18 protein-coding genes are annotated in these 23,472 nt (G+C 37.1%); 16 read left to right on the top strand and 2 right to left on the bottom strand.

The window, feature by feature from the left end; translation table 11 throughout:
• The first annotated feature begins 38 nt into the window (after positions 1-38).
• Positions 39-1,079: a DUF3048 domain-containing protein gene (locus KI338_RS13170; protein WP_212921471.1), complete on the top strand. Its 1,041-nt coding sequence runs from the start codon at positions 39-41 to the stop codon at positions 1,077-1,079.
• A gap of 18 nt (positions 1,080-1,097) precedes the next feature.
• Positions 1,098-1,400 (top strand): YerC/YecD family TrpR-related protein, encoded by a 303-nt coding sequence (locus KI338_RS13165; protein WP_212921470.1) that lies wholly within the window; start codon positions 1,098-1,100, stop codon positions 1,398-1,400.
• Between the two features lie 62 nt (positions 1,401-1,462).
• On the opposite strand, the gene KI338_RS13160 is transcribed toward KI338_RS13165, so the two are convergent.
• Together KI338_RS13160 and KI338_RS13155 are read right to left on the bottom strand one after the other, a co-directional pair.
• Entirely contained in the window at positions 1,463-2,329 is an 867-nt protein-coding gene (locus KI338_RS13160; protein ID WP_212921469.1) for a DUF3307 domain-containing protein, read from the bottom strand.
• 25 nt (positions 2,330-2,354) lie between these two features.
• Positions 2,355-3,227, bottom strand: a complete 873-nt coding sequence (locus KI338_RS13155) for an alpha-amylase family protein (RefSeq protein WP_212921468.1) — start codon at positions 3,225-3,227, stop codon at positions 2,355-2,357.
• 425 nt (positions 3,228-3,652) lie between these two features.
• On the opposite strand from KI338_RS13155, the gene pcrB reads away from it, so the two are divergent.
• The 14 genes from pcrB (at position 3,653) to rlmD (ending at position 23,437) form a co-directional block, all read left to right on the top strand.
• Positions 3,653-4,330 carry a heptaprenylglyceryl phosphate synthase gene (pcrB, locus tag KI338_RS13150; RefSeq protein ID WP_212921590.1) on the top strand — a complete coding sequence of 226 codons (678 nt, stop codon included), beginning with the start codon at positions 3,653-3,655 and terminating at the stop codon, positions 4,328-4,330.
• Between the two features lie 21 nt (positions 4,331-4,351).
• On the top strand, positions 4,352-6,628 hold the full coding sequence (gene pcrA, locus KI338_RS13145) for a DNA helicase PcrA (protein WP_212921467.1): 2,277 nt from the start codon (positions 4,352-4,354) through the stop codon (positions 6,626-6,628).
• A gap of 13 nt (positions 6,629-6,641) precedes the next feature.
• The gene (ligA, locus tag KI338_RS13140; protein ID WP_212921466.1) at positions 6,642-8,648 is read left to right on the top strand and encodes an NAD-dependent DNA ligase LigA; all 2,007 of its coding nucleotides are present in this window, start codon (positions 6,642-6,644) and stop codon (positions 8,646-8,648) included.
• An 11-nt stretch (positions 8,649-8,659) separates the two neighbouring features.
• The gene (locus tag KI338_RS13135) at positions 8,660-9,778 is read left to right on the top strand and encodes a CamS family sex pheromone protein (RefSeq protein ID WP_212921465.1); all 1,119 of its coding nucleotides are present in this window, start codon (positions 8,660-8,662) and stop codon (positions 9,776-9,778) included.
• 240 nt (positions 9,779-10,018) lie between these two features.
• Complete coding sequence (gene pruA, locus KI338_RS13130) at positions 10,019-11,566, top strand: L-glutamate gamma-semialdehyde dehydrogenase (protein ID WP_212921464.1); 1,548 nt, start codon at positions 10,019-10,021, stop codon at positions 11,564-11,566.
• A gap of 294 nt (positions 11,567-11,860) precedes the next feature.
• Complete coding sequence (locus KI338_RS13125) at positions 11,861-13,126, top strand: helix-turn-helix domain-containing protein (RefSeq protein WP_212921463.1); 1,266 nt, start codon at positions 11,861-11,863, stop codon at positions 13,124-13,126.
• Positions 13,127-13,139: 13 nt separating this feature from the next.
• Positions 13,140-13,292, top strand: coding sequence for a hypothetical protein (locus tag KI338_RS13120; protein ID WP_212921462.1), 153 nt, complete (start codon positions 13,140-13,142; stop codon positions 13,290-13,292).
• A 324-nt stretch (positions 13,293-13,616) separates the two neighbouring features.
• Complete coding sequence (gene putP, locus KI338_RS13115) at positions 13,617-15,155, top strand: sodium/proline symporter PutP (RefSeq protein ID WP_212921461.1); 1,539 nt, start codon at positions 13,617-13,619, stop codon at positions 15,153-15,155.
• Between the two features lie 173 nt (positions 15,156-15,328).
• A complete protein-coding gene (gene gatC / locus KI338_RS13110) occupies positions 15,329-15,619 on the top strand; it encodes an Asp-tRNA(Asn)/Glu-tRNA(Gln) amidotransferase subunit GatC (protein WP_212921460.1) in 291 nt (96 codons plus the stop codon).
• A gap of 12 nt (positions 15,620-15,631) precedes the next feature.
• On the top strand, positions 15,632-17,098 hold the full coding sequence (gatA, locus tag KI338_RS13105) for an Asp-tRNA(Asn)/Glu-tRNA(Gln) amidotransferase subunit GatA (protein WP_212921459.1): 1,467 nt from the start codon (positions 15,632-15,634) through the stop codon (positions 17,096-17,098).
• Complete coding sequence (gene gatB / locus KI338_RS13100; RefSeq protein ID WP_212921458.1) at positions 17,098-18,528, top strand: Asp-tRNA(Asn)/Glu-tRNA(Gln) amidotransferase subunit GatB; 1,431 nt, start codon at positions 17,098-17,100, stop codon at positions 18,526-18,528. The genes gatA and gatB overlap by 1 nt, the downstream gene beginning before the upstream one ends.
• A 194-nt stretch (positions 18,529-18,722) precedes the next feature.
• Positions 18,723-20,735 (top strand): methyl-accepting chemotaxis protein, encoded by a 2,013-nt coding sequence (locus tag KI338_RS13095; protein ID WP_244853602.1) that lies wholly within the window; start codon positions 18,723-18,725, stop codon positions 20,733-20,735.
• 314 nt (positions 20,736-21,049) lie between these two features.
• Positions 21,050-21,961 (top strand): diacylglycerol kinase, encoded by a 912-nt coding sequence (locus tag KI338_RS13090; RefSeq protein ID WP_212921456.1) that lies wholly within the window; start codon positions 21,050-21,052, stop codon positions 21,959-21,961.
• A 90-nt stretch (positions 21,962-22,051) separates the two neighbouring features.
• A complete protein-coding gene (rlmD, locus tag KI338_RS13085; RefSeq protein ID WP_212921455.1) occupies positions 22,052-23,437 on the top strand; it encodes a 23S rRNA (uracil(1939)-C(5))-methyltransferase RlmD in 1,386 nt (461 codons plus the stop codon).
• The last annotated feature ends 35 nt before the right edge of the window (positions 23,438-23,472 follow it).

The following is a 23,472-nucleotide window of genomic DNA, read 5'->3' as shown; positions in this document are numbered from 1 at the left end:
TAAAATAATAGAGAAATAAAAATAAAGGTGTTGGGAACATGAGAAGAATTATGGTATTTCTACTATTACCCATTCTATTAGTTGCATGCTCAAAGGATTCTGACCTTACCAATAGTGAAAAAGGGTCAGAAACTGAAAAAAATCAAGCAGAACAGCCAGAAGCTGTTTTTGAAAAATTCTATCCACTAACTGGCTTAGGAACAAATGAATCCGTTGATCAGCGTATTATTGGCGTCATGATAAACAATCATAGTAACGCAAGACCACAAACAGGACTTTCTAAAGCAGATGTTGTATTTGAAATCTTAGCAGAGGGTATGATTACTCGTTTTCTTGCGTTATACCAGAGTGAACTACCGGAAGTAGTTGGTCCAGTTCGTAGTGCACGTGAGTACTATTATGATCTGGCAAATCGGTATGGAGCAATGTTTGTCTTCCACGGTGGATCACCGAAAGTCTATGAAATGTTGTCAAGTGGAGGGATAGACCATATTGATGGAATGGATTATGATAATGACGGAATAATATTCAAACGAGATTCCAGTCGAAAAGCACCACATAATTCCTATTTCTTACTCAATCATGTAAATGATTTCGCAGAGAGTCTTGGATATGAAGTTACAGCAAGTATAGAATCATTGCCCTTCTTAAACGAAGATGAGGTAAAGACGTTAACTGGAGATGTTGCCAAACACGTTGAGATTGTTTATTCGGAAAACCCTATGGAAATTGTTGAATTTGCTTATGATGAGACCACTGGAAAATATACGAGATACAATGATAGAGAAATGACTGTAGATTCAGGTGAACCACTACAGGTTGATAATATTTTTATCGTTGAGACACATCATGAGGTAGTCGATAATGCAGGACGTCGTGAGATTGATTTCTATGCTGGCGGAAATGCTTACTTGATTCAAAACGGAAAAGTTAATAAAGTACAGTGGGAGAATCAGGGAGGAAGAATTATTCCTGTTAAAGACGGGAAGGTCATTGGCTTTGTTCCAGGTAAGACTTGGATTAATGTTGTTCCGACGACACCGGGAATAGAAAAGTCTGTTACAATTACTGGTGAATAGGGAGTAGGGGGAATCGACATGCAAATTGATAAATTACGTGGGGAAGAACTTGATCGACTATTTGACGCTATTTTATCATTAAAAGATCGCGAAGAGTGCTATCGATTTTTCGATGATATAGCAACTATGGGAGAAATCCAGTCCCTTGCCCAACGTCTTCAAGTAGCTAAAATGCTTACAGAAGGTTTTACCTACAAAGTAATTGAGCAGGAAACAAAAGCATCCACTGCAACCATCTCCAGGGTGAGACGTTGTATCGATTACGGAAGTGATGGCTATAAAATAGTTTTAGGGCGGATCTTGGAACAGGATGCCGATTAGATGGTAACTGTGTATTAAATAAGGAGAGACCGAAACAGGTCTTCTCCTTTTTATGTTGTCATCTATGTTAAAACTATTCTTGTAATAACTCCTAAGGAAATTCCTATCAACATGGATAATAAGGTGCCTAATAAGAAATATTCTGCCCAAGCTCTTTCCTCCATTAACTTAAATCTTGCTATCGACTTTGCTGCTATAATAAAACCAATAGCTGGATAAGCAGAATAATAGGTTAATATGATAACGATAATCCTTTCAATATATCCAATTATCTCCCCGCGATTATAACTATTAATATTATATAGAGTATAATGATACTCCTCTGTCATTTTTGGTTTTCTTGATGTCTCCTTATTGTTTTCAGCCATTTTAAAGGAAAGCTTTCCTTCAAAGGTTGAAATATGGTTTGGGAGATTACCGACTACCTTTTTAATGACAAGTCCACTAAAGGTTGTTGCTAGGATTAAAATGATCATTAAGAATAATAGAATATTGAGGGTACCTAAAGTGGTGTCCGTTCGAATCAACATGTTTAATTTCTTTAAAAGAACATCGATTGGAATGTTATAAAAAAAGGAACAGGCAATAATGATTACTACCACATGCAATGCTTGGTCTAGTAGTAACAATTTTGCTTCAACATACTCCCCTATCATTTTTCTGATGTTATTCGCTTTAGAAGAGATAATCTTTAAGCAGTCTATGAGGTAATGAAAAAATAAAATAAATAAAAGTGGAAAACAGACGTGATGAAAGAAGTCCTTCGTTTCGGATTGTGAAAACCAGTACGCCATGGTGACGAAGAGGAGACAAATAAAATGATGAAAGATATGTTTCCTTAAAGATTTTTCCTTGGTCTTTGCCATTTCATCTGTCTGTAAATAGAAGTCACCCACTAAGTGTGCCAATATAAGGCTAAGGAGTATCATAGAATTTCCCCATTTCTTTTCCCATTCAACTAATTGTCAGGTCAAAGAAGTTATGGATATTTTTTTTAATATGCGCTTTTATTTGTTTATCTAGCTGCTCTATAGTCTTGTAAGGATTGTGTTGCTTTAATACGTATTCAATCTCTGAATCCGCCTGACTAGAAGTAATACTCTCTAATCGTAATGTAGTTACTTGAAAAGATGTAAGTGCTTCAATTGTTCTTTGGAATGACTTGATTACTTCAAATCCATCCGCTTTGTTTAAATGGCTTGAAATGGTTGAAGGGGACTTTTTCAATAGTCTGGCAATATCTCTCTGCTTCTCTAAAATTAATTGGAGGGTCGTAATCAATTCCTGTAATTTTGTTTGCCTAATAAAGTACAGGTTTTGTGTTTCAATTAGGGTATTAATTAATGTTTCGAACACAGAAAATAAATTACCGCTAGGCTCTGTTTTCAGTAAGTTCATTAACGTAGTATTACTAACGTTATTGTCTAATTTAAATCGGAATAAAGGTCGATTATCCTTTATTTTTTTTATTTCATTATTAGCAATTCTAGCTTGTTTCACGAGAGGGTGAATCCAAGTATCTAAATTGATATCCTCTATGTCTTTGTTAATATTTCCGAAGCTTAAACCGAAGTATGGTTTGTGATTCTTGAACTTCCATATACGACTGATGTAGGAGGCAATCATATAAGCAGCAGCATAGTTTTCGCTCATAAGCATGACTTCATCCCCCATGCGTGTTGTAATCTTCAGGTTCAAAATATTCTTTGACCAACTTTGGACCCAACTAGTAAGATCTTGTAAATATGTTTCTAGTTCTTCTCCAAATTTGGGATCATTTGAGCTACCACTTACATCCATTATAAAAATAGAAATTTGTTTATTCACTATGCTTCTCCTCCTTTTCTCGCCGACAGGAGAATATAAACATTCTATCGGTTAAAGTAACTAATTACTAAGTGAAATCTTAAAAGTCGAATATATAATGAGTCTATACGTAATATAATCGGTAAATGATACAAGTAAGGTGTGTCATTTATCATAAATTTTACTTTTATTATATCACAAGTATATTTGATGAAAGTATAGTAATTACTAAAGGTTCAACTATACTGTAATACTATAGATAAATTTGATTATATAATAGAATGTGTAATAAATTCGATTATTTTATCGAATTTATACGGTATACTACTTTTTCATTACTCCAGTTCATGAAATTTACCTCCAAATTACTAAATCGTTCCCGTTATTTTTGCTATAATGAATTAATGGAATATGAATGATGGGGGATTAAATCTTTGTATACGAATATGAAAGAATGGAAGCATGTTTTTAAGCTAGATCCGGCTAAGGAAATTTCGGATGAAGATTTAGAATTAGTATGTGAATCTGGAACGGATGCCATTATTGTTGGTGGTACAGATAATGTAACACTTGATGGTGTCTTGGATTTACTTTCCAGTATTCGTCGTTATACAGTGCCTGTAGTATTAGAAATATCATCTATGGAGGCCATCACTCCAGGATTTGACTATTACTATATTCCGATGGTGCTAAATAGTCATGAAAAAAAATGGATGATGGACATACAGCATGAAGCAATAAAGGAATATAAGGATATTATGAACTGGGATGAAATATATGTAGAGGGTTACTGTATCTTGAATGAAGAAGCAAAGGCATTCCAACAGACTAATTGCAAGCTTCCTAGTGAAGAAGATATTGTAGCGTATGCTTACATGGTGGAGAATATTTTTCATCTACCAATTTTTTATATGGAGTATAGCGGGAAATATGGTAATCCTGAGTTAGTAAGGAAGGTTAAGTCTGAACTTAAGAACACACAGCTGTTTTATGGTGGTGGTATTGAGACTGCTATACAGGCAAAAGAAATGAAAGAATATGCAGATGTCATTGTTGTTGGCAATTGTATTTACACAAATATAAAAGAAGCATTGAAGACCGTACAAGCAGTAAAAGATAATTGATGTTTAGGAAGGTGTTTTGACATGAGTCGAACAATCGATGACTTAATTCAAGGATTGAATAAGCAGCAACAGGAAGCTGTTAAACATACAGAAGGACCATTATTAATTATGGCCGGCGCTGGTAGTGGTAAGACTCGTGTGCTAACACACAGAATCGCGTACTTAATGGAGGAAAAAGGGGTTTCGCCACGAAATATCCTGGCAATAACGTTTACGAATAAAGCCGCACGTGAAATGAAGGAGCGTGTCAGTAAACTTGTTGGACCAGAGGGTGTGGATATGTGGGTTTCAACCTTCCACTCTATGTGTGTCCGTATATTAAGGAGAGACATTGATCGTATTGGTTATAGCCGGAGCTTTACTATTTTAGACAGTGGTGACCAACTATCTGTGGTAAAACAGGTGTTGAAGGAATTAAATATTGATACAAAACAATTCGACCCTCGTGCGATGCAAGGTCAAATTAGTAGTGCAAAGAATGAACTTGTCACTGCAGAGGAATACGCTAATAATGCCGCTAACTTTTATGATCGCCAGGTTGCTAGGGTATATGAAGGGTATGAGAAAATTCTTCGAAAAAACCAATCACTAGATTTTGATGATTTAATTATGCAAACAATCCATTTGTTCAAGCGTGTTCCAGAAGTGCTAGAGTATTATCAACGCAGATTTCAATATATCCATGTCGATGAGTATCAGGATACCAACCATGCACAATATATTTTAGTAAAGCAATTAGCCAATCGTTTTCAAAATTTATGTGTAGTTGGAGATTCGGATCAGTCCATTTATCGTTGGCGAGGAGCAGATATTTCGAATATCCTCTCATTTGAAAAGGATTATCCAACAGCAAAGACAGTGTTTCTAGAACAAAATTATCGATCCACCAAATCAATCTTGGAAGCAGCTAATACGGTTATTGCTAATAATCCTGGACGCAAGCCTAAAAACCTATGGACTGAGAATCCTGATGGCAAAAAGCTAATGTACTATCAAGGTGTGACTGAGCAGGATGAAGCCTTATACATTACAGATAAAATACAAGAGTTAGTTCGTAAAGAAGGCGTTTCTCCTAGTGATATTGCCATTCTTTATCGCACCAATGCACAGTCACGAGCGGTCGAGGATATTTTTATGAAATCAGGACTTTCCTACCAAATGGTTGGGGGAATGCGATTCTACGATCGAAAAGAAATTAAAGATATGGTAGCATATTTACGATTAATCACGAATCCGGACGATGATTTAAGCTTTGAACGTGTCGTAAATGAGCCAAAGCGTGGGATAGGAAAAACATCTATTGAAAAATTGAGAAATTATGCCACTGAAAACGGATTGTCATTTTATCAAGCGGTTGAAGAAGTCGATTTTACAGGGGTATCTAAAAAGGCAGCAATTGCTCTAGCTGAATTTGGTAACCTCATTAAAACATTGAATCAGCAGCAGGAATTCCTAACTGCAACAGATATGGTTGAACAAGTTCTAGAACGATCTGGCTATGAAGAAATGTTGAAAAATGAACGCTCCATTGAAGCACAAAGTCGCTTGGAAAACCTAGAGGAATTTATGACCGTTACAAAGAACTTTGAAGAAACAAGTGAAGATAAATCATTGATAACCTTTTTAACAGAACTAGCATTAATTGCTGATATTGATCGGGTAGATGAGGAAGATCCAGATTCACAGGATAAAGTAACGTTAATGACACTGCATTCAGCAAAAGGTCTTGAATTTCCGATTGTTTTTCTAATCGGAATGGAAGAGAACGTATTCCCACATAGTCGTGCAATGTTTGATGATGAGGAAATGGAAGAAGAGAGACGTTTAGCATATGTAGGGATTACTAGAGCTGAGAAGCAGCTTTACCTAACAAATGCGAAGATGCGAACACTATATGGCCGCACAAATATGAATCCAATCAGTCGATTTATTAATGAGATACCAGAAGAATTAATTGAAGGAATAGAGCAGGCTCGCGAATCGATGTTTGGTACATCACCATCTTTTGAAAATCGCTTTGGTAGCCATTCTAGAAGTCCATTTGGTGGCGATTCTAAAATTAACAAACCTTCGGAACAACCACAACTAAGACGCCGAGCAGAACGACTTCAAACGACAACTGGTGCTGAAAATGAGACCTGGAAGCCTGGAGATAAAGCCGAGCATAAAAAATGGGGCATCGGTACAGTGGTTAAGGTTCAGGGTGAAGGAGATAAGATGGAGCTAGATGTAGCCTTTCCAGCACCAACTGGAATTAAGCGTCTCCTAGCTAAATTTGCCCCAATTACGAAACAGTAGGAGGTCTTGTCGCATGGATAAAGCCCAAGCACAAGAAAAAATTGATTCCTTAAAGGAAATGTTAAATCAATATGCATATGAGTACTACGTTTTGGATAATCCGACAGTTCCAGATTCGGAATATGACCAGAAGCTACATGAACTTCTTAAGCTGGAAGAGGAATTTCCTGAGCTTATCACGGCAGATTCTCCTACACAACGAGTAGGAGGAGCTCCTCTTGAGGGATTTACAAAGGTACAGCATACAATACCTATGCTGAGCTTAGGTAATGCATTCGATGAGCAGGATCTTCGTGATTTTGCACGTCGAGCAAGCCAAGGAACCAATAAAGATTTATCCTATGTATGTGAATTAAAGATTGATGGGCTAGCTATTTCGCTTATTTATGAGGATGGGAAATTTGTCCGTGGTGCGACACGTGGAGACGGAACGACTGGGGAAGATATCACTAGCAATTTACGTACTATTAAAAGTATCCCACTTTCTATCAAAGAGAAGCGAAGGATTGAGGTTCGTGGGGAATGCTATATGCCACATCAATCGTTTATTGCGTTAAATAAGCAGCGTGAGGAAAATGGGGAAGAGCTTTTTGCTAACCCAAGAAATGCAGCGGCGGGTTCCTTAAGACAACTGGATCCGAAAATCGCCGCATCTCGTAATCTAGATGTATTCTTGTATGCAATAGGTGAATGGGAAGCAGACCCAGTATCCTCCCATAGTGAACGACTAAAGCAATTAAAGGAACTTGGGTTCAAAATAAATCCTGAATGGAAAAAGTGTCATTCGATAGAAGAAATACTTGAATATGTGGAATTTTGGACAAAAGAGCGGCCAAATCTTTCCTATGAAATTGATGGTATTGTGATCAAGGTTGATGATTTAGCCGTTCAGGAAGAATTAGGTTTTACTGTTAAAAGTCCACGCTGGGCTATTGCCTATAAGTTTCCTGCTGAAGAGGTTGTTACCAAATTAAGAGATATTGAGTTAAGTGTAGGACGTACTGGAGTCATTACGCCAACTGCAATATTAGATCCAGTTCGAGTAGCAGGTACTACAGTGCAACGTGCTTCCTTACACAATGAGGATCTCATTCGTGCAAAAGATATTCGAATCGGTGATACTGTCGTTATAAAGAAAGCAGGAGATATCATTCCAGAGGTCGTTCGGGCTATTCCAGAAAATAGAAACGGTGAAGAACAGCCGTTCTCTATGCCAAAAGAATGTCCTGCATGTGGAAGTGAATTAGTGCGTTTGGGGGAAGAAGTAGCACTACGCTGTATTAATCCAAGCTGTCCAGCACAGCTAAAGGAAGGATTAATCCACTTTGTTTCTAGAAATGCCATGAACATAGATGGACTCGGTGAAAAGGTTATTCATCAGCTTTTTCAGGAAGGCTTGATTCATACGATAGCAGATATTTATCGTCTAGAACGGGATGAATTACTAAAGCTAGAGCGTATGGGAGAAAAATCAGTTGATAATTTACTCCAAGCAATTGAAGCTTCAAAAGAAAATTCGTTGGAGCGATTACTGTTTGGTTTAGGAATTCGATTTATTGGAGCAAAGGCTGCTAAAACAATTGCCGCAGAATTTGAAACAATGGACCGATTACAACAGGCAACCTTTGATGAGTTGATTGCTGTAGATGAGATTGGCGACAAGATGGCAGATTCAGTAGTGCAATATTTTTCTGAAGAGGAAGTCGCTGATTTAATTGCTGAATTAAAGGAACTCCAATTAAATATGGCGTATAAAGGACCAAAACGTGTCGAAGTTGAAGGTGGCTCTAGTCCATTTGCTGGAAAGACTGTCGTATTAACGGGTAAAATGGAGAAAATGCCTCGCCCAGAAGCAAAGGAACGAATTGAGGCGTTAGGTGGAAAGGTTACTGGAAGTGTAAGTAAGAAAACAGATATCGTTATAGCTGGAGAAGATGCTGGTTCTAAATATGATAAAGCAGTTGAGCTTGGAATTACAATCTGGGATGAAGAACAATTTTTACAAATGCTGGAAGGCTAAGGAGGGGTAGCGTGAAAAAACTAACTATTATACTTCTAAGTTTGCTTCTCTTTTTAGCGAGCTGTGGACCTAAGATAAATGATAAAAAGGACGATGTCGTTCAAAAGGAAGAAGAAAAGACTGGTCAGACATCGATTGTTCCAACCTATAAATTGTCTGATGAGGATTATCGTGTTATCTTGCCATATCGTACAAGTGGAGCAAGAGGGGTTATTACAAATCAAATGGCGGGTAACCGATTAGATATTGATGAGCTAGAAGAGGGCTTGATGAGACATTCAAAGGAATATTTTGATCCTAACAAATATTACTTTGAAGAGGGCCAATATTTGGATTCAGATACAGTATTTAGCTGGATTGATGACCTCAATCCCATTGTTGAAAAAGGTTCGAGTGAGGAGACCTATCGAAAAAACCCTCGTTATTTATCCCATATTTTGGAGCAGAATTATCTAAGAAGAACGGAAAATAATACGGTAGAGCTTGTTGGTGCTTCCATAGGAATTGCTCTAAAATCACAATATCGTTTTCAAACAGAGGTTGGTGGCCCATATTATTATGAGGATATCTCAGAAAAAAAGATGCTTGCGAAGGGTGAAGAAATAGCACAGGCTGTATTGGAGCGTTTGCGAAAGGTTGAAGGTTTAGAAAAGGTTCCTATCATGATTGCTCTATACAGAGAAGAAAAAAGTGGATCTGCTGTTCCTGGTAACTTTGTGGCAAAAACTTATGTGGAAGAAAATGATATGAGTATAGACGGATGGGATGCAATAAAGGAAGATTATATTCTATTTCCATCAAATGAAGCAGAAGATAAACACTTTGATGATGCACAAATCGTAAATACATTTGGTGTTGAAATCTCAGATTTTTTCCCTAATTATGTGGGATACATTGGAAAGGGCTTTTATGTCAATGATGAGCTGCAAAAGCTAGAAATAGAGGTTCCTATTGAGTTTAATGGAAAGGCAGAGATAATTGGCTTTGCACAGTACACGTATGGATTAGTAAAGGATAAATTTCCTAATAAATATGATATAGAAATTAAAATTAGCTCTAGTCAAAGGCTGGAAGGATATATTTATCGGGAGGCTGGAAAGGAAGATCCTACTGTCCATATATTCCATTAGATGTATAGATTGTTTGAAGAGTAGTAGAGTTTGCGTTAGAATAGGAGTGGATATTTTTCCACTCCGTTTTTTTGACATTCACAATACATGTATGGACATAAGCACAATGAAGGCTTTTGATTCAAGTGTAAGCAGACATGTAGATTCATAACATGAATCAATGAATGGTAGTTTTATTTTATATTCGAGAACGGAGCGAGCATTGGAAAAATCGGATTCTATTATTGGGAGGTTTTAAACATGGTAATACCTTACAAGCATGAACCTTTTACTGATTATACAGTGGAAGAAAATAAACTATTAATGCTAGATGCTATCAAAAAGGTTGAAGCAGACCTTGGTAAAGAATACCCACTTATTATAGGTGGTGAAAGAATTACCACTGAGGATAAAATTACTTCCGTTAATCCTAGTAACAAAGAGGAAGTTATCGGTTATGTATCAAAATCTAATAAAGAACTTGCTGAAAAAGCAATGAAAGTAGCAGATGAAACATTTAAGTCTTACTGGAGAACGTCTGATCCAAAGTTTCGCGCAGATATTTTGTTCCGTGCCGCTGCTATTGTTCGCCGTCGTAAGCATGAATTCTCTGCACTGCTTGTAAAAGAAGCAGGTAAGCCTTGGAAGGAAGCAGACGGAGAAACTGCAGAAGCAATTGACTTCATGGAATTTTATGGACGACAAATGCTTCAACTTAAAGATGGTATACCAGTAAATAGTCGTCCGATTGAAATTAACCGCTTTGATTATATTCCATTAGGAGTAGGACTAGTTATTTCCCCTTGGAATTTTTCATTTGCAATTATGGCAGGAACAGCAGTTGCAGCTATGGTGACTGGTAATACCGTATTATTGAAGCCTGCAAGTGTAACACCTGTTATCGCTTATAAGTTCATGGAGGTTCTAGAGGAAGCTGGTCTACCTGCTGGAGTGATTAACTATATTCCTGGTCCTGGTGGTGAAGTTGGTGACTTCTTAGTTGATCATCCACGCACTCGTTTCATAAGCTTCACTGGATCTCGTGAGGTAGGATTACGAATTTTTGAACGTGCAGCTAAAGTTCATCCAGGTCAAAAGTGGTTAAAACGTACTATCCTTGAAATGGGCGGAAAAGATACTATTGTGGTAGATAATCAAGCAGATTTAGAATTGGCAGCTCAATCTATTGTACAATCTGCATTTGGTTTTTCTGGACAAAAATGTTCTGCTTGTTCACGTGCCGTTATTCATGAAGAGGTTTATGATCAGGTAAAGGAACGTATTGTTGAGTTAACAAAAGAGCTAATGGTTGGAAACCCTACAGAAAATTATTATATGGGTCCAGTTATTGACCAAGCATCGTATGATAAAATTATGGAATATATCGAGATCGGAAAAGAAGAAGGTCAGTTACTAGTTGGTGGCACAGGTGATGACTCAAAAGGATGGTTTGTAAATCCAACTGTATTTGCTGACCTAGATCCGAATGCACGTATAATGCAAGAAGAAATCTTCGGTCCTGTTGTTGCATTAGCAAAGGCAAAAGATTTTGATGAAGCAATTGAAATTGCTAATAATACAGAATATGGATTAACTGGTGCCGTTATTACGAATAATCGTGAGCACTTAGAACAAGCACGTAGAGACTTCCATGTTGGTAATCTGTACTTCAACCGTGGATGTACCGCTGCTATTGTTGGTTACCAACCATTTGGTGGCTTCAATATGTCAGGAACAGATTCAAAAGCTGGAGGACCTGACTATTTGATTCAGCATATGCAAGGTAAAACAACTTCCGAAATGCTATAATCAAAAAGACCTCTTTCAATTTTAATCGAAAGAGGTCTTTTTACGCCTTCAAGAAAGTTAGGAAATAAAAAGTAAAATGATTTAGATTTTCGACTATTTTTTACACTTTTCGACATGAATTTTTATCTTTTTGTCTAAAAACTTTCCTACTTTCCTCATTTTAGGAAAGTAGGAAAGTTTTTTGGGCTTTATTAGTACTTTTTACCCCCAACTTTCCCAATATCAATTAGTTTGAATTATGTTATTATATAGATAACAAATAGAAATAGAGACAAAAATTAGGAGGAAAGTAACATGGAAATAGGCTCCTTTATCAAATTGCAACGTGTCAAAAAAGGTATGACACAGGAAGAACTAGCAGAAGGAATTGTTTCTATGTCCTATTTGTCAAAGATAGAAAACCTCCGAGCAGAGGCAAGCCCAGAAGTCGTTAGTATGCTTTGTACACGCCTTGGCATTGATCTTGATGGAGATCAAACGATAACCATTAAAGAGAAATGTGAAGAGTGGTTTAATATGCTTTTCGATGCTAGTGATAAAAATGAAATGATTGATAAGTATAATGAATTAAATGAGTTACTTGCTGTTGTTCGATCTGATAGTCTTATGTTATTTGAAATTCATAAGATTCGGTATTTTTTAATCTTAGGAGAATTTGATAATGCATTAGAACAGATTAACAGCCTAAATGAACTTTCTGGTAACTTTGATAACTTACAAATGTACTACTGGTACAAATTTAAAGGGAATTATGCTACCACTAGCAATGAGTACAATCAATCATTGAGAATGTATAATTTAGCAGAGGGAAAGATAAGCTATTTAAATTTACCAGACAGTGAAATTGCTGATTTATATTATGTAATCTCTGTCACACACAGTACGTTATTACATACATTAGAAGCCATCGAATATGCGGATAAAGCGATTGAGATATTTCAAAAAGAATATAATTTTCTCCGCTGTGCACAATGCCATATTATTTTAGGTATTTCTTATCGGAGAATTAAAATGTATCAAAAAGCAATTAAACATTATAATCTTGCAAGACATTTAGGTGAATTGAACAAGAATAATAATGTAATTCAGCTAACAAATCAAAACTTAGGTTATTTATATGCTGTTATGGGTGAATCAAAGCAAGCAATTAAATACTATCTTCAAGCAATAGACGATGATTCAGTCGGCATAAATGAAAGATTAATAGCAATTACAAACCTTATTAAGGAATATTATAAGCTACAAAACTTTGATAAAGCATTAGAGATAATTGAACAAGCAAAAGTCATCCTAAGTCAGGCTAGAAATAGTGTGTTCTACGATTTATATTACTATATTATTCACTCTTATATTCATGCAATAAATGGTGACTATGAGAAATTTACAACGTTAGTAACAGAGGATCTTATCCCTTATCTCAAAAAACATAAGGACCATGCTAATTTAATTCTATTTTCAAAAATGTTAGCAAAGCATTTTGAAGATGTTGGAAGGTATAAGGACTCTGTAAAATACTATAAACTAGCTAACCTCACATTTGAGGAAGTAGTTAATTTGTAAAGGAGGATAGTTCATGAAAAAAATGATTGCATCAGTAGCATTAGGAGTGATTTTAATGGGAGGATTCTTGTTCTTACAAGAGAATCAGCAAAGCGATTTAGTTCATGGTGGCGAAGCACATCCACCTATTTTCCAAAAGGCAACATCTTTTAGCGTTAACCTTTAATTTCTAAGCAATCAATTTTTTAAGCTTGTCAGTAATCTTTGTTTTTACCCTATTACTATATGATAGATTTTTACCTGAAGTAGTCTAGAAGCTATTTCAGGTCTTTTTTTATTTAAAAGAGGTTTTGCACTAAAAATAGTAGTAAAGCAAAAGACCACTCGCATACACTTTTCATAAGGAAGGAAAAAACAAAATGAGGAGGGTATTGCATTGGAGGAGTATGCATTAACAGGTGCAACATGGTTTTGGATGTTTGTCCCTATGCCACTGTTGATTATTTTATCTATCTATTCGTTAATAACAGCTAATAGGGGGAGGAAATAAGTGGATATCACGATTTTAATAACCTTTATTGTATATTTAATTGGAATGCTGATTATTGGTATTATCATGTATTATCGAACCAATAATCTATCAGACTATGTATTAGGTGGGCGCTCCTTAAGTCCAAGCCTAGCGGCGCTTAGTGCAGGGGCCTCAGATATGAGTGGCTGGCTGCTTTTAGGTCTGCCGGGAGCTATTTATGTTTCTGGCTTTGGTGGTGCCTATGGTGGGTGGATGGCCATTGGTCTTGCTGTTGGTGCTTATTTAAACTGGCAATTTGTCGCGAAAAGACTTCGAGTATATACAGAGGTTTCCAATAATTCGATTACAATTCCGGACTTTTTGGAAAATCGTTTTAAAGATAATACACATATTCTTCGTGTTAGCTCTGCACTAGTCATCCTTTTGTTTTTTACCTTTTACACATCCTCTGGCATGGTTGCTGGAGCAACATTGTTCGAGGCATCTTTTGGATTACCCTATCATTTGGCACTATGGATTGGTGCACTTGTTGTGGTCTCATATACTTTCTTAGGGGGCTTTTTGGCTGTTGTTTGGACGGACTTCTTCCAGGGGCTGTTAATGCTGTTTGCATTAATTGTTGTCCCAATTGTGGCAATTAACCATGTCGGTAGCTGGGATGCGACTATTCAAGCGGTAGGAAAGTTAAATCCGTCAGCTTTAGATATTATGGCAGGATTTGGCACATTTGCTGGTGGGATAGCTATCATTTCTGGTGCAGCTTGGGGGCTTGGGTATTTCGGCCAGCCACATATTTTAGTGCGTTTTATGGCATTACGGTCCCATAAAGATGTACCAAAAGCAAAAGTTATTGGTACAACGTGGATGATTCTAGGACTATATGGTGCAATTTTTACTGGGTTTGCAGGGATTGCATTTATCAGTACACAGGATGTAGGTGTATTAAGTGATATCGGTATTAAGGTTATCGAACAAGGTGGTATTCAAGTATTGGATAATGAAGAAACAATCTTTATCGCCTTCTCGCAAATTTTATTCCACCCAGTTATAGCAGGAATCCTACTTGCAGCTATTTTGTCTGCTATTATGAGCACCATTGATTCTCAATTACTAGTATCTTCATCAGCTGTTGCAGAGGATTTTTATAAAGCTATCTTTAGAAGAAAGGCATCTGATAAAGAACTAGTTTGGGTAGGTAGAATAGCAACCGTAGTTATCGCACTAATAGCGACTATCATAGCATTGAATCCAGAAAGCTCTGTTCTCGAACTTGTTGGCTATGCGTGGGCTGGCTTTGGTGCAGCATTTGGGCCGACTATTTTGTTGTCATTGTTTTGGAAAGGCATCACAAGAAATGGTGCATTAGCAGGTATCATTGCAGGTGCGTTAACCGTAGTAATATGGGGAGGTTTCTTAAAGGGTGGAATATTTGATTTATATGAAATTGTCCCAGGCTTTATCCTAAACCTATTATTTACGGTATTCGTCAGTTTACTAGGTAGACCAACAATTGAAATGAAGACAGAATTTGATCAGGCAAGAGCACAATCAAAATGAAATGAGTTACAAACAGGCTGGACACTTCGGTACTAGAAGTGTCCTCTTTTCGTATGTACGTATTCCCCTAAAATTTGCCTAAGCCTAGGGAATTCTGCTATTATCAATAGTATTGTAGATGATTTTTTATATCAATTGGATAGTATACAATATATTGGTGGAGGTGCAAAAAAATGGCTAGTATTACAAAGGAACAAGTGAAGCATGTTGCGAATCTTGCTCGCCTTGAAATAACAGAAGAAGAAGCTGAAATGTTTACAGACCATCTAAGTGCGATTATTTCGTTTGCAGAGCAATTAAACGAAATCGATACAGATGGGATTGAGCCTACAACTCACGTATTAGACCTTAAAAATGTGATGCGTAAGGACGAGCCTAGACATTGGATTACACGAGAAGAGGCATTAAAAAATGCTCCTGATCACAAGGATGGACAATTCCGAGTACCATCAATTCTGGAATAAGGAGGGAACACAATGTCATTGTTTGATCATAGTATAAAAGAATTAGAAGCGAAATTACATAATAAAGAGATTACCGTTAGTGATCTTGTGGACACTTCTTATAAACGAATCAAAGAAGTAGACGATAAGGTGCATGCATTCTTAACATTAGATGAAGAAAATGCTCGTTCGAAAGCGAAGGAATTGGATTCACTTGAGGATACTATAGCAAAATTATTCGGTATCCCTGCTGGAATTAAAGATAATATCGTAACGAAGGGATTACGTACAACATGTGCCAGTCAGTTCTTACGAAACTTTAATGATCCCCTTTATGATGCAACTGTTGTTGAAAAATTGAATGCTGAGAAATCGATAACCATTGGAAAATTAAATATGGATGAGTTTGCGATGGGTTCTTCTAATGAAAACTCAAGCTTCACACCAACACGTAACCCTTGGAATACGGATTATGTTCCAGGAGGATCTAGTGGTGGCTCAGCAGCAGCAGTAGCTGCAGGGGAAGTGTTATTTTCTCTTGGCTCTGATACAGGTGGTTCTATTCGTCAACCAGCTGCATTTTGTGGAGTGGTTGGATTAAAGCCTACATATGGTCTTGTATCTCGTTTTGGATTAGTTGCATTTGCATCATCACTTGATCAAATTGGTCCGTTAACCCGTACAGTAGAAGATAATGCAAGAGTATTAGAAGTTATTGCTGGTCATGACAAGATGGATGCCACAAGTGCTAATATTGATATTCCTACGTATACTGAGTCTTTAACTGGTGATGTAAAAGGATTGAAGATTGCTGTACCGAAAGAATATTTGGCAGAGGGTGTAAATCCTGAGGTGAAAGAGGCAGTATTAGAGGCGCTAAGGGTTTATGAATCACTTGGTGCAACATGGGAAGAGGTCTCTCTACCTCATTCTAAATATGCTGTGGCAGCATATTATTTAATTTCTTCATCTGAGGCTTCTGCAAATCTTGCACGATTTGATGGTGTTCGGTATGGAGTTCGCTCAGAAAAAGCAGAGAATATGATTGATATGTTTAAAAAGTCTCGTAGTGAAGGCTTTGGTGAAGAGGTTAAGCGTCGTATTATGCTAGGTACCTTTGCATTAAGCTCAGGTTATTATGATGCTTACTATAAGAAAGCGCAGAAGGTTCGTACCTTAATCAAAAATGATTTCGATAAAATTTTTGAAACATATGATGTGGTAATTGGGCCAACTACACCAACTCCTGCTTTTAAGGTAGGAGAAAAAATCGATGATCCATTAACCATGTATGCAAATGATATTTTAACGATTCCAGTTAACCTTGCTGGAGTTCCAGGTATTTCCATTCCATGTGGCTTCTCACCAGATGGCCTACCAATTGGATTACAGATTATTGGAAAGCATTTTGATGAAGCTACGGTATACCGTGCAGCACATGCATTTGAGCAGGCAACTGATCATCATACAAAACGACCTCAAATCGGAGGTGCAAACTAATGAATTTTGAAACGATTATTGGTCTTGAAGTGCACGTGGAATTAAAAACGAAGTCAAAAATATTCAGTCCAAGCCCAAATGCCTTTGGTGCTGAACCAAATACAAACGTGAACCCAATTGACTTAGGATATCCAGGTGTACTACCAGTTCTAAACGAAGAAGCTGTAAACTTTGCAATGAAGGCGGCTATGGCATTAAATTGCGAAATCGCAACAGATACGAAATTTGACCGAAAAAACTACTTCTACCCAGACAATCCAAAGGCATATCAAATCTCACAATTTGATCAACCAATTGGCGAACATGGCTGGATTGAAATTGAAGTAGGCGGTAAAAAGAAAAAAATCGGTATTACTAGAGTTCACCTAGAAGAGGATGCAGGTAAATTAACACATGGTGAAGATGGATATTCTTATGTTGATTTTAACCGTCAAGGAACACCGTTAATTGAAATCGTATCTGAACCAGATATGCGTACACCTGAAGAGGCATATGCTTATTTAGAGAAGTTAAAAACAATTATTCAATACACTGGTGTTTCCGATGTGAAAATGCAGGAAGGGTCACTTCGCTGTGATGCGAACATTTCTCTTCGTCCATATGGACAAAAGGAATTTGGAACGAAAACAGAATTAAAGAACTTAAACTCCTTTGCTTTTGTTCAAAAGGGTCTTGAGTTTGAAGAAAAACGTCAAGAGAAAGTTTTATTATCTGGTGGTGAAATCCTACAGGAAACACGTCGTTTTGATGAGAAAACAAAAGAAACAATTCTGATGCGTGTTAAAGAAGGATCAGATGATTACCGTTACTTCCCAGAACCAGACTTAGTTCCGCTTTATATCGATGATGCCTGGAAGGAAAGAATTCGTAAGGAAATTCCAGAACTACCGGATGCCCGTAAACAGCGCTATATCGAGGAATTGGGATTATCGGAGTATGATGCAACAAACCTAACAAGCTCAAAGGAAATGGCTGATTTCTTTGAAGAAACCGTCAAAAATGGTGCTGACATTAAGCTTGCATCTAACTGGTTAATGGGTGAAGTATCTGGATACATGAACAAGCATTTAAAAGAACTTCATGACCTTGCATTAACTCCAGAAGGTTTAGGAAAAATGATTAAACTTATTGAGGAAGGTACTATTTCATCTAAGATAGCGAAGAAAGTCTTTGCTGAATTAGTTGAAAAGGGTGGCGATCCAGAAGAAATCGTTAAAGCAAAAGGTCTAGTTCAGATTTCAGATGAAGGTCAATTACGTGAAGTGATTACAGGAATTTTAAATGAAAATGAACAATCTATTATTGATTATAAAAATGGTAAAGACCGTGCACTTGGTTTCCTTGTAGGACAAGTAATGAAAGCAACCAAAGGACAAGCTAACCCACCAATGGTTAACAAGATTTTGATAGAGGAAATGGATAAACGATAGCCATTAAAAATCAAAGCCTGCAGAATACACATTCTGCAGGCTTTTTTATTATACAACTTCTCTTTTATAAAAAGTTGATGTAATTATCGAATTTTTCATAGTAGTTTTATTATCTTAAAAAAGATAAACAAATTAGGAGTTTAGTCCGATATAGACTTTGTGAAAATATTTACATAATGTTAGGAGGAAATGTTGTGTTGAAGGGTAAAACAAACAAAGAGAAAAAAAGGACTAAATCAATAAGTTTAAGAAATAGGCTTGTCGTTTCTTTCTTGATCGTCTTATTAATTCCAACTATCGCAATTGGAGCGATTTCTTATCAGAGCTCCAGTTCAAATATGGAAAAAAGTATGATAGATTCTGCACAAAAGAATGTCAGTATCATGAGACAAACGGTAGATCAATTTGTTCTAAATCAGATGGATATTGTTAATTATTTAGCTAACACAATTAATACTACCGATATAAAAGATGATCATGATGATAGAACAAGGGACATATTAGACGAAATACAGAAGTCCAAAGATGCTGTATACGAACAAATTTATGTTGGTACAGAAACAGGGGAATTTATGAATGCTCCTTCATCTTTTGTGAATCCACCAGATTATGATCCAAGAAAACGCCCGTGGTACGAGCAGGCAATTGCCGATAGAGGAAATGTGGTAGTAACGGATCCATATGTTTCGTCATCCTCTGGTGAGATTGTTGTTACAATTGCTAAGGTGACTGCAGATAATAAGGGTGTAGTTGGGGTGAATTTAGAATTAGGAAACCTAACTGAAATTATTAACTCTGTAACTATTGGTGAGGGGGGATATATGTTCTTATTAGACGGAACAAAGAAATATATTAGCCATCCTACTAATGAAGCAGGAACAGAAGCAACAGAATCATTTTTAGAAGAACTATATAAGACAACCGAAGGGGAACTCAGCTATCAAATAGAAGGCGAACAAATGCAATCAGCATTTGATACAAGTGAATTAACTGGTTGGAAAATTGTTGGTACGATGTATGATGATGAAATCAAACAAGGAGTAAGACCGATACTGAATACTACTTTAATTGTCATTGTGGCATCTTTATTACTTGGTGGGATATTAATCGTGTTCATTACTCGTTCTATTTCAAAGCCAATCAAGGAATTGATGGATGCAAGTAATACGATGAGTCAAGGTGATCTAAGTGTTGCTATCGACTTAAAACGAAATGATGAATTAGGAACATTGGCTCAGGCATTTAATACGATGCGTGAAAACCTAAATCAAGTTATTCTTCAGGTTCGAGATAAATCGATAAGCCTAGCGGGAGCTGCGGAAGAATTAAATGCAAGTACAGATCAAAATACTTCAGCAACCGAACAAATCTCTACATCGGTTCAAGAAGTTGCAATGAGCATGGATAATCAAAATAGTAGTATTTCACAAAGCTCTAAATTAGCACAAGAAATGGCAGAGTCGATAAATCAAATTGCATTAAGCTCTGATGAAGTTTCTAGTACAGCTACGAATGCAAAGTCAGCAGTAACTGAAGGAAACAACGCTCTGGGTACAACAATTACGCAGATGGAATATATTAAGCAAAATACTCATGAGCTTTCTAGTAATATTGAAGGGCTCGGTAAGCTATCTGAACAAATTAGTAATATTGTTGATGTTATTACCGATATCTCTGAACAAACGAATTTACTAGCATTAAATGCAGCGATAGAAGCAGCAAGAGCTGGAGAACACGGCAAAGGCTTTGCTGTCGTAGCAGATGAGGTTCGTAAGCTCGCTGAACAATCTTCACACTCGGCTGAACAAATAAAAGATGTAATAGGAACAATCCAAACAGAAACAATCAATACAGTTAAATCAATGGAAACAGCAACTGCAGAAGTAGAAAAAGGAATAGATATTGCCAATAATGCCGGTCTGTCGTTTAAAAATATAACTGGTTATGTAGACACTATTAGTAATCAGATTATGCGCATTACTACGGAAATAAAAGAAATTTCCTCGGCTACAGAGCAATTTAACAATACATTCCAAGAGGTAGCGTTAATAGGGAACACAATTTCAGACGAAACACAAAATGTTTCAGCGTCTACACAACAACAGCTTGCATCGATGGAAGAAATTGCAGGTTCTGCTGCTTCATTAACTACGGTTGCAGAAGAACTGCACCAATTAGTTGAGAACTTTAAGCTTACAAACAAATAAAATTAAGCACACTGAAAAGTAGTGTACCGTCACTACAGGCTGTCGATTAATCTCGACAGCCTGTTTTTTTTCTATTTTCATAGTTTTTCAGAAAGCTGGTAAAAGGATACTGGGGATAAATTTACAGACCTTTTCTAAGAAATACTAGAAAAAGTGATAGTAAAAGCAATTAAAGTTAATTTTTTTCGTAATGCTTTTCAAAACCCAAAAATATGGCTATGATAATAATGCATGAAAAATTATCTACTTATTTAAAAGAAAGACTATTATATATGTTTCTAGCATAATGTAGCATTGGAGAGGGGACAAGTAAGATGAAAAGGGCCCGTATAATTTATAATCCTACTTCTGGCCGAGAGGCATTTAAAAAGGAATTACCAGCAGTACTTGAAAAATTGGAAAAAGCTGGATATGAAACATCGGCACATGCTACTACTGGTGAAGGCGATGCAACCGAGGCTGCACGAATAGCAGTAGAGCGGAGATATGATGTTGTTATCGCTGCTGGTGGAGATGGAACAATCAATGAGGTAATAAACGGCATAGCTGAGCAGGATTATCGGCCAAGACTAGGAGTCATTCCAGTAGGAACTACGAATGACTTTGCTAGGGCATTAACGATTCCTCGGGATATTCAGAAGGCAGTAGATGTTATTTTAGAAGATCATTCGATGCTTCTAGATATAGGGAAAGTAAATGAACATTATTTTATTAATATTGCTGGCGGTGGGAAGCTTACGGAACTAACCTATGATGTTCCAAGTAAGCTAAAAACGATGCTTGGTCAGCTTGCCTATTATGTAAAAGGAATTGAAATGCTACCATCATTAAAGCCAGCTCATGTCAAAATAGAGTATGATGGAACCGTTCTAGAAGAAGATATTATGTTATTTTTAATATCCAATACAAATTCTGTTGGTGGATTCGAGAAATTAGCTCCGGATGCTTGTTTGGATGATGGGTATTTTGATTTGTTAATATTACGGAAAACGAATCTAGCAGAGTTTATTCGTATCGTCACCTTAGCCTTAAGAGGAGCTCATTTAGACGATAAGCATGTTATCTATACGAAAGCAAAGCATATTATCGTAACCCCAGAGGACAAGATGCAGCTTAATATAGACGGAGAATATGGTGGACTTTTACCAGGAGAATTTCGCAATTTACAGCAGCATATTGAGTTTTTTGTGCCCGAGTCCTATTTGAATAGGGAGACTACTAATTAATCGGTAGTCTCCTTTCATATCATATAATTTTTTCCAAAAGGTATGATAAGATAAAGAGCAGTAAATAAGATCGTGAAGGAAGATACATAAATGGCAAAACAAGCTATACCAGTGAAAAAGAATGATACCATCACCCTTCGTTTCGAGGATCTAACCCATGAAGGGAACGGCGTTGGAAAAATAGATGGCTATCCATTATTTGTACCGTATGGACTTCCTGGTGAGGAAGCAACCGTTAAGGTAGTAAAAGTAAATAAAAACTTCGGCTTTGGGAAGCTTCTTGAGGTGAAAAATCCGAGTCCAGAGAGGGTCGAGCCTCCTTGTGATGTCTTCTACAAATGTGGAGGCTGCCAAATTCAGCATATGAGCTACAATCTCCAGCTAGCGATGAAACAGCAACAGGTTAAAAATGTGATGCATAAAATTGCACATTTGGACCATGTTCCGGTACACCCAACGATTGGGATGGAGGATCCGTGGCGATACCGAAATAAGGTTTCCATTCCAGTTGGAGAGAAGGATGGAGAGCTGATTACGGGATTCTATCAAATGCGAAGCCATCAAATCATTGATGATATGGACACATGTGTCGTTCAGGAGGACTTGAATGATCGGATGGTAGAAGCTGTAAGACGAATTGCCAATCGGGTAGGGATTGAAGCCTATGACGAGAAAAGTCATACTGGCGTCTTGCGTCATATTATGGTCCGAACTGGTCAAGAAACAAAGGAAACGATGATTGTATTAATTACGCGTACTAAGAACTTACCTCATGTAGATGAGTTTATTCGTGAGTTGACCGAGACATATCCGAACGTAAAGTCCATCATCCATAATATTAATCCTGCACGTACCAACGTGATATTAGGGGATCAGACAAAGGTGCTTTGGGGACAAGAATATATTTATGATTCAATTGGGCAGGTTCGCTTTGCTATCTCGGCTAAATCCTTCTACCAGGTGAATCCGACACAAACGAAACGACTTTATGAGAAAGCATTGGAATATGCTGCAATTAATGAGGAAGATACGGTCATTGATGCATATTGTGGAATTGGAACGATATCTCTTTTCTTAGCACAGAAAGCTAAAAAGGTTTATGGTGTCGAGGTTGTTCCGGAGGCGATTGCGGATGCAAAGGTGAATGCGAAGCTAAATGGAATGACTAATGTCGAATTTGCAGTAGGAACTGCTGAAGAAGTTATGCCAAGATGGAAGGAAGAGGGATTAAGGCCGGACGTCATTGTAGTAGATCCTCCACGCAGGGGCTGTGATGAAGGATTGCTTAATGCCATGATTGAAATGGGTCCGAAGCGGATTGTGTATGTATCTTGTAATCCATCAACATTAGCACGTGACTTACGTATTTTAGAAGACGGTGGATATGAAACAAAAGAAGTCCAGCCAGTAGATATGTTCCCACAGAGCATGCATATTGAGAGTGTGGTTTGGTTGGAGAGAAGGTTGTCTATTTAAAATAAACAATCCCTTATTAAAATAAACATTTTCCG

This window comes from Ornithinibacillus bavariensis (assembly GCF_018333235.1).
GTDB classification, from domain to species: domain Bacteria; phylum Bacillota; class Bacilli; order Bacillales; family Amphibacillaceae; genus Ornithinibacillus; species Ornithinibacillus bavariensis.
The sequence above is the reverse complement of the archived record's forward strand: the minus strand, read 5'-3'. Positions and strand labels throughout refer to the sequence as shown.

What these genes read in the sequence shown, in the direction of transcription:
- KI338_RS13170 (WP_212921471.1), top strand. Translation starts at nt 39, where the DNA reads ATGAGAAGAATTATGGTATTTCTACTATTACCCATTCTATTAGTTGCA.
- KI338_RS13165 (WP_212921470.1), top strand. Translation starts at nt 1,098, where the DNA reads ATGCAAATTGATAAATTACGTGGGGAAGAACTTGATCGACTATTTGAC.
- KI338_RS13160 (WP_212921469.1), bottom strand. Translation starts at nt 2,329, where the DNA reads ATGATACTCCTTAGCCTTATATTGGCACACTTAGTGGGTGACTTCTAT.
- pcrB (WP_212921590.1), top strand. Translation starts at nt 3,653, where the DNA reads ATGAAAGAATGGAAGCATGTTTTTAAGCTAGATCCGGCTAAGGAAATT.
- pcrA (WP_212921467.1), top strand. Translation starts at nt 4,352, where the DNA reads ATGAGTCGAACAATCGATGACTTAATTCAAGGATTGAATAAGCAGCAA.
- ligA (WP_212921466.1), top strand. Translation starts at nt 6,642, where the DNA reads ATGGATAAAGCCCAAGCACAAGAAAAAATTGATTCCTTAAAGGAAATG.
- pruA (WP_212921464.1), top strand. Translation starts at nt 10,019, where the DNA reads ATGGTAATACCTTACAAGCATGAACCTTTTACTGATTATACAGTGGAA.
- KI338_RS13125 (WP_212921463.1), top strand. Translation starts at nt 11,861, where the DNA reads ATGGAAATAGGCTCCTTTATCAAATTGCAACGTGTCAAAAAAGGTATG.
- KI338_RS13120 (WP_212921462.1), top strand. Translation starts at nt 13,140, where the DNA reads ATGAAAAAAATGATTGCATCAGTAGCATTAGGAGTGATTTTAATGGGA.
- gatC (WP_212921460.1), top strand. Translation starts at nt 15,329, where the DNA reads ATGGCTAGTATTACAAAGGAACAAGTGAAGCATGTTGCGAATCTTGCT.
- gatA (WP_212921459.1), top strand. Translation starts at nt 15,632, where the DNA reads ATGTCATTGTTTGATCATAGTATAAAAGAATTAGAAGCGAAATTACAT.
- gatB (WP_212921458.1), top strand. Translation starts at nt 17,098, where the DNA reads ATGAATTTTGAAACGATTATTGGTCTTGAAGTGCACGTGGAATTAAAA.
- KI338_RS13090 (WP_212921456.1), top strand. Translation starts at nt 21,050, where the DNA reads ATGAAAAGGGCCCGTATAATTTATAATCCTACTTCTGGCCGAGAGGCA.
- rlmD (WP_212921455.1), top strand. Translation starts at nt 22,052, where the DNA reads ATGGCAAAACAAGCTATACCAGTGAAAAAGAATGATACCATCACCCTT.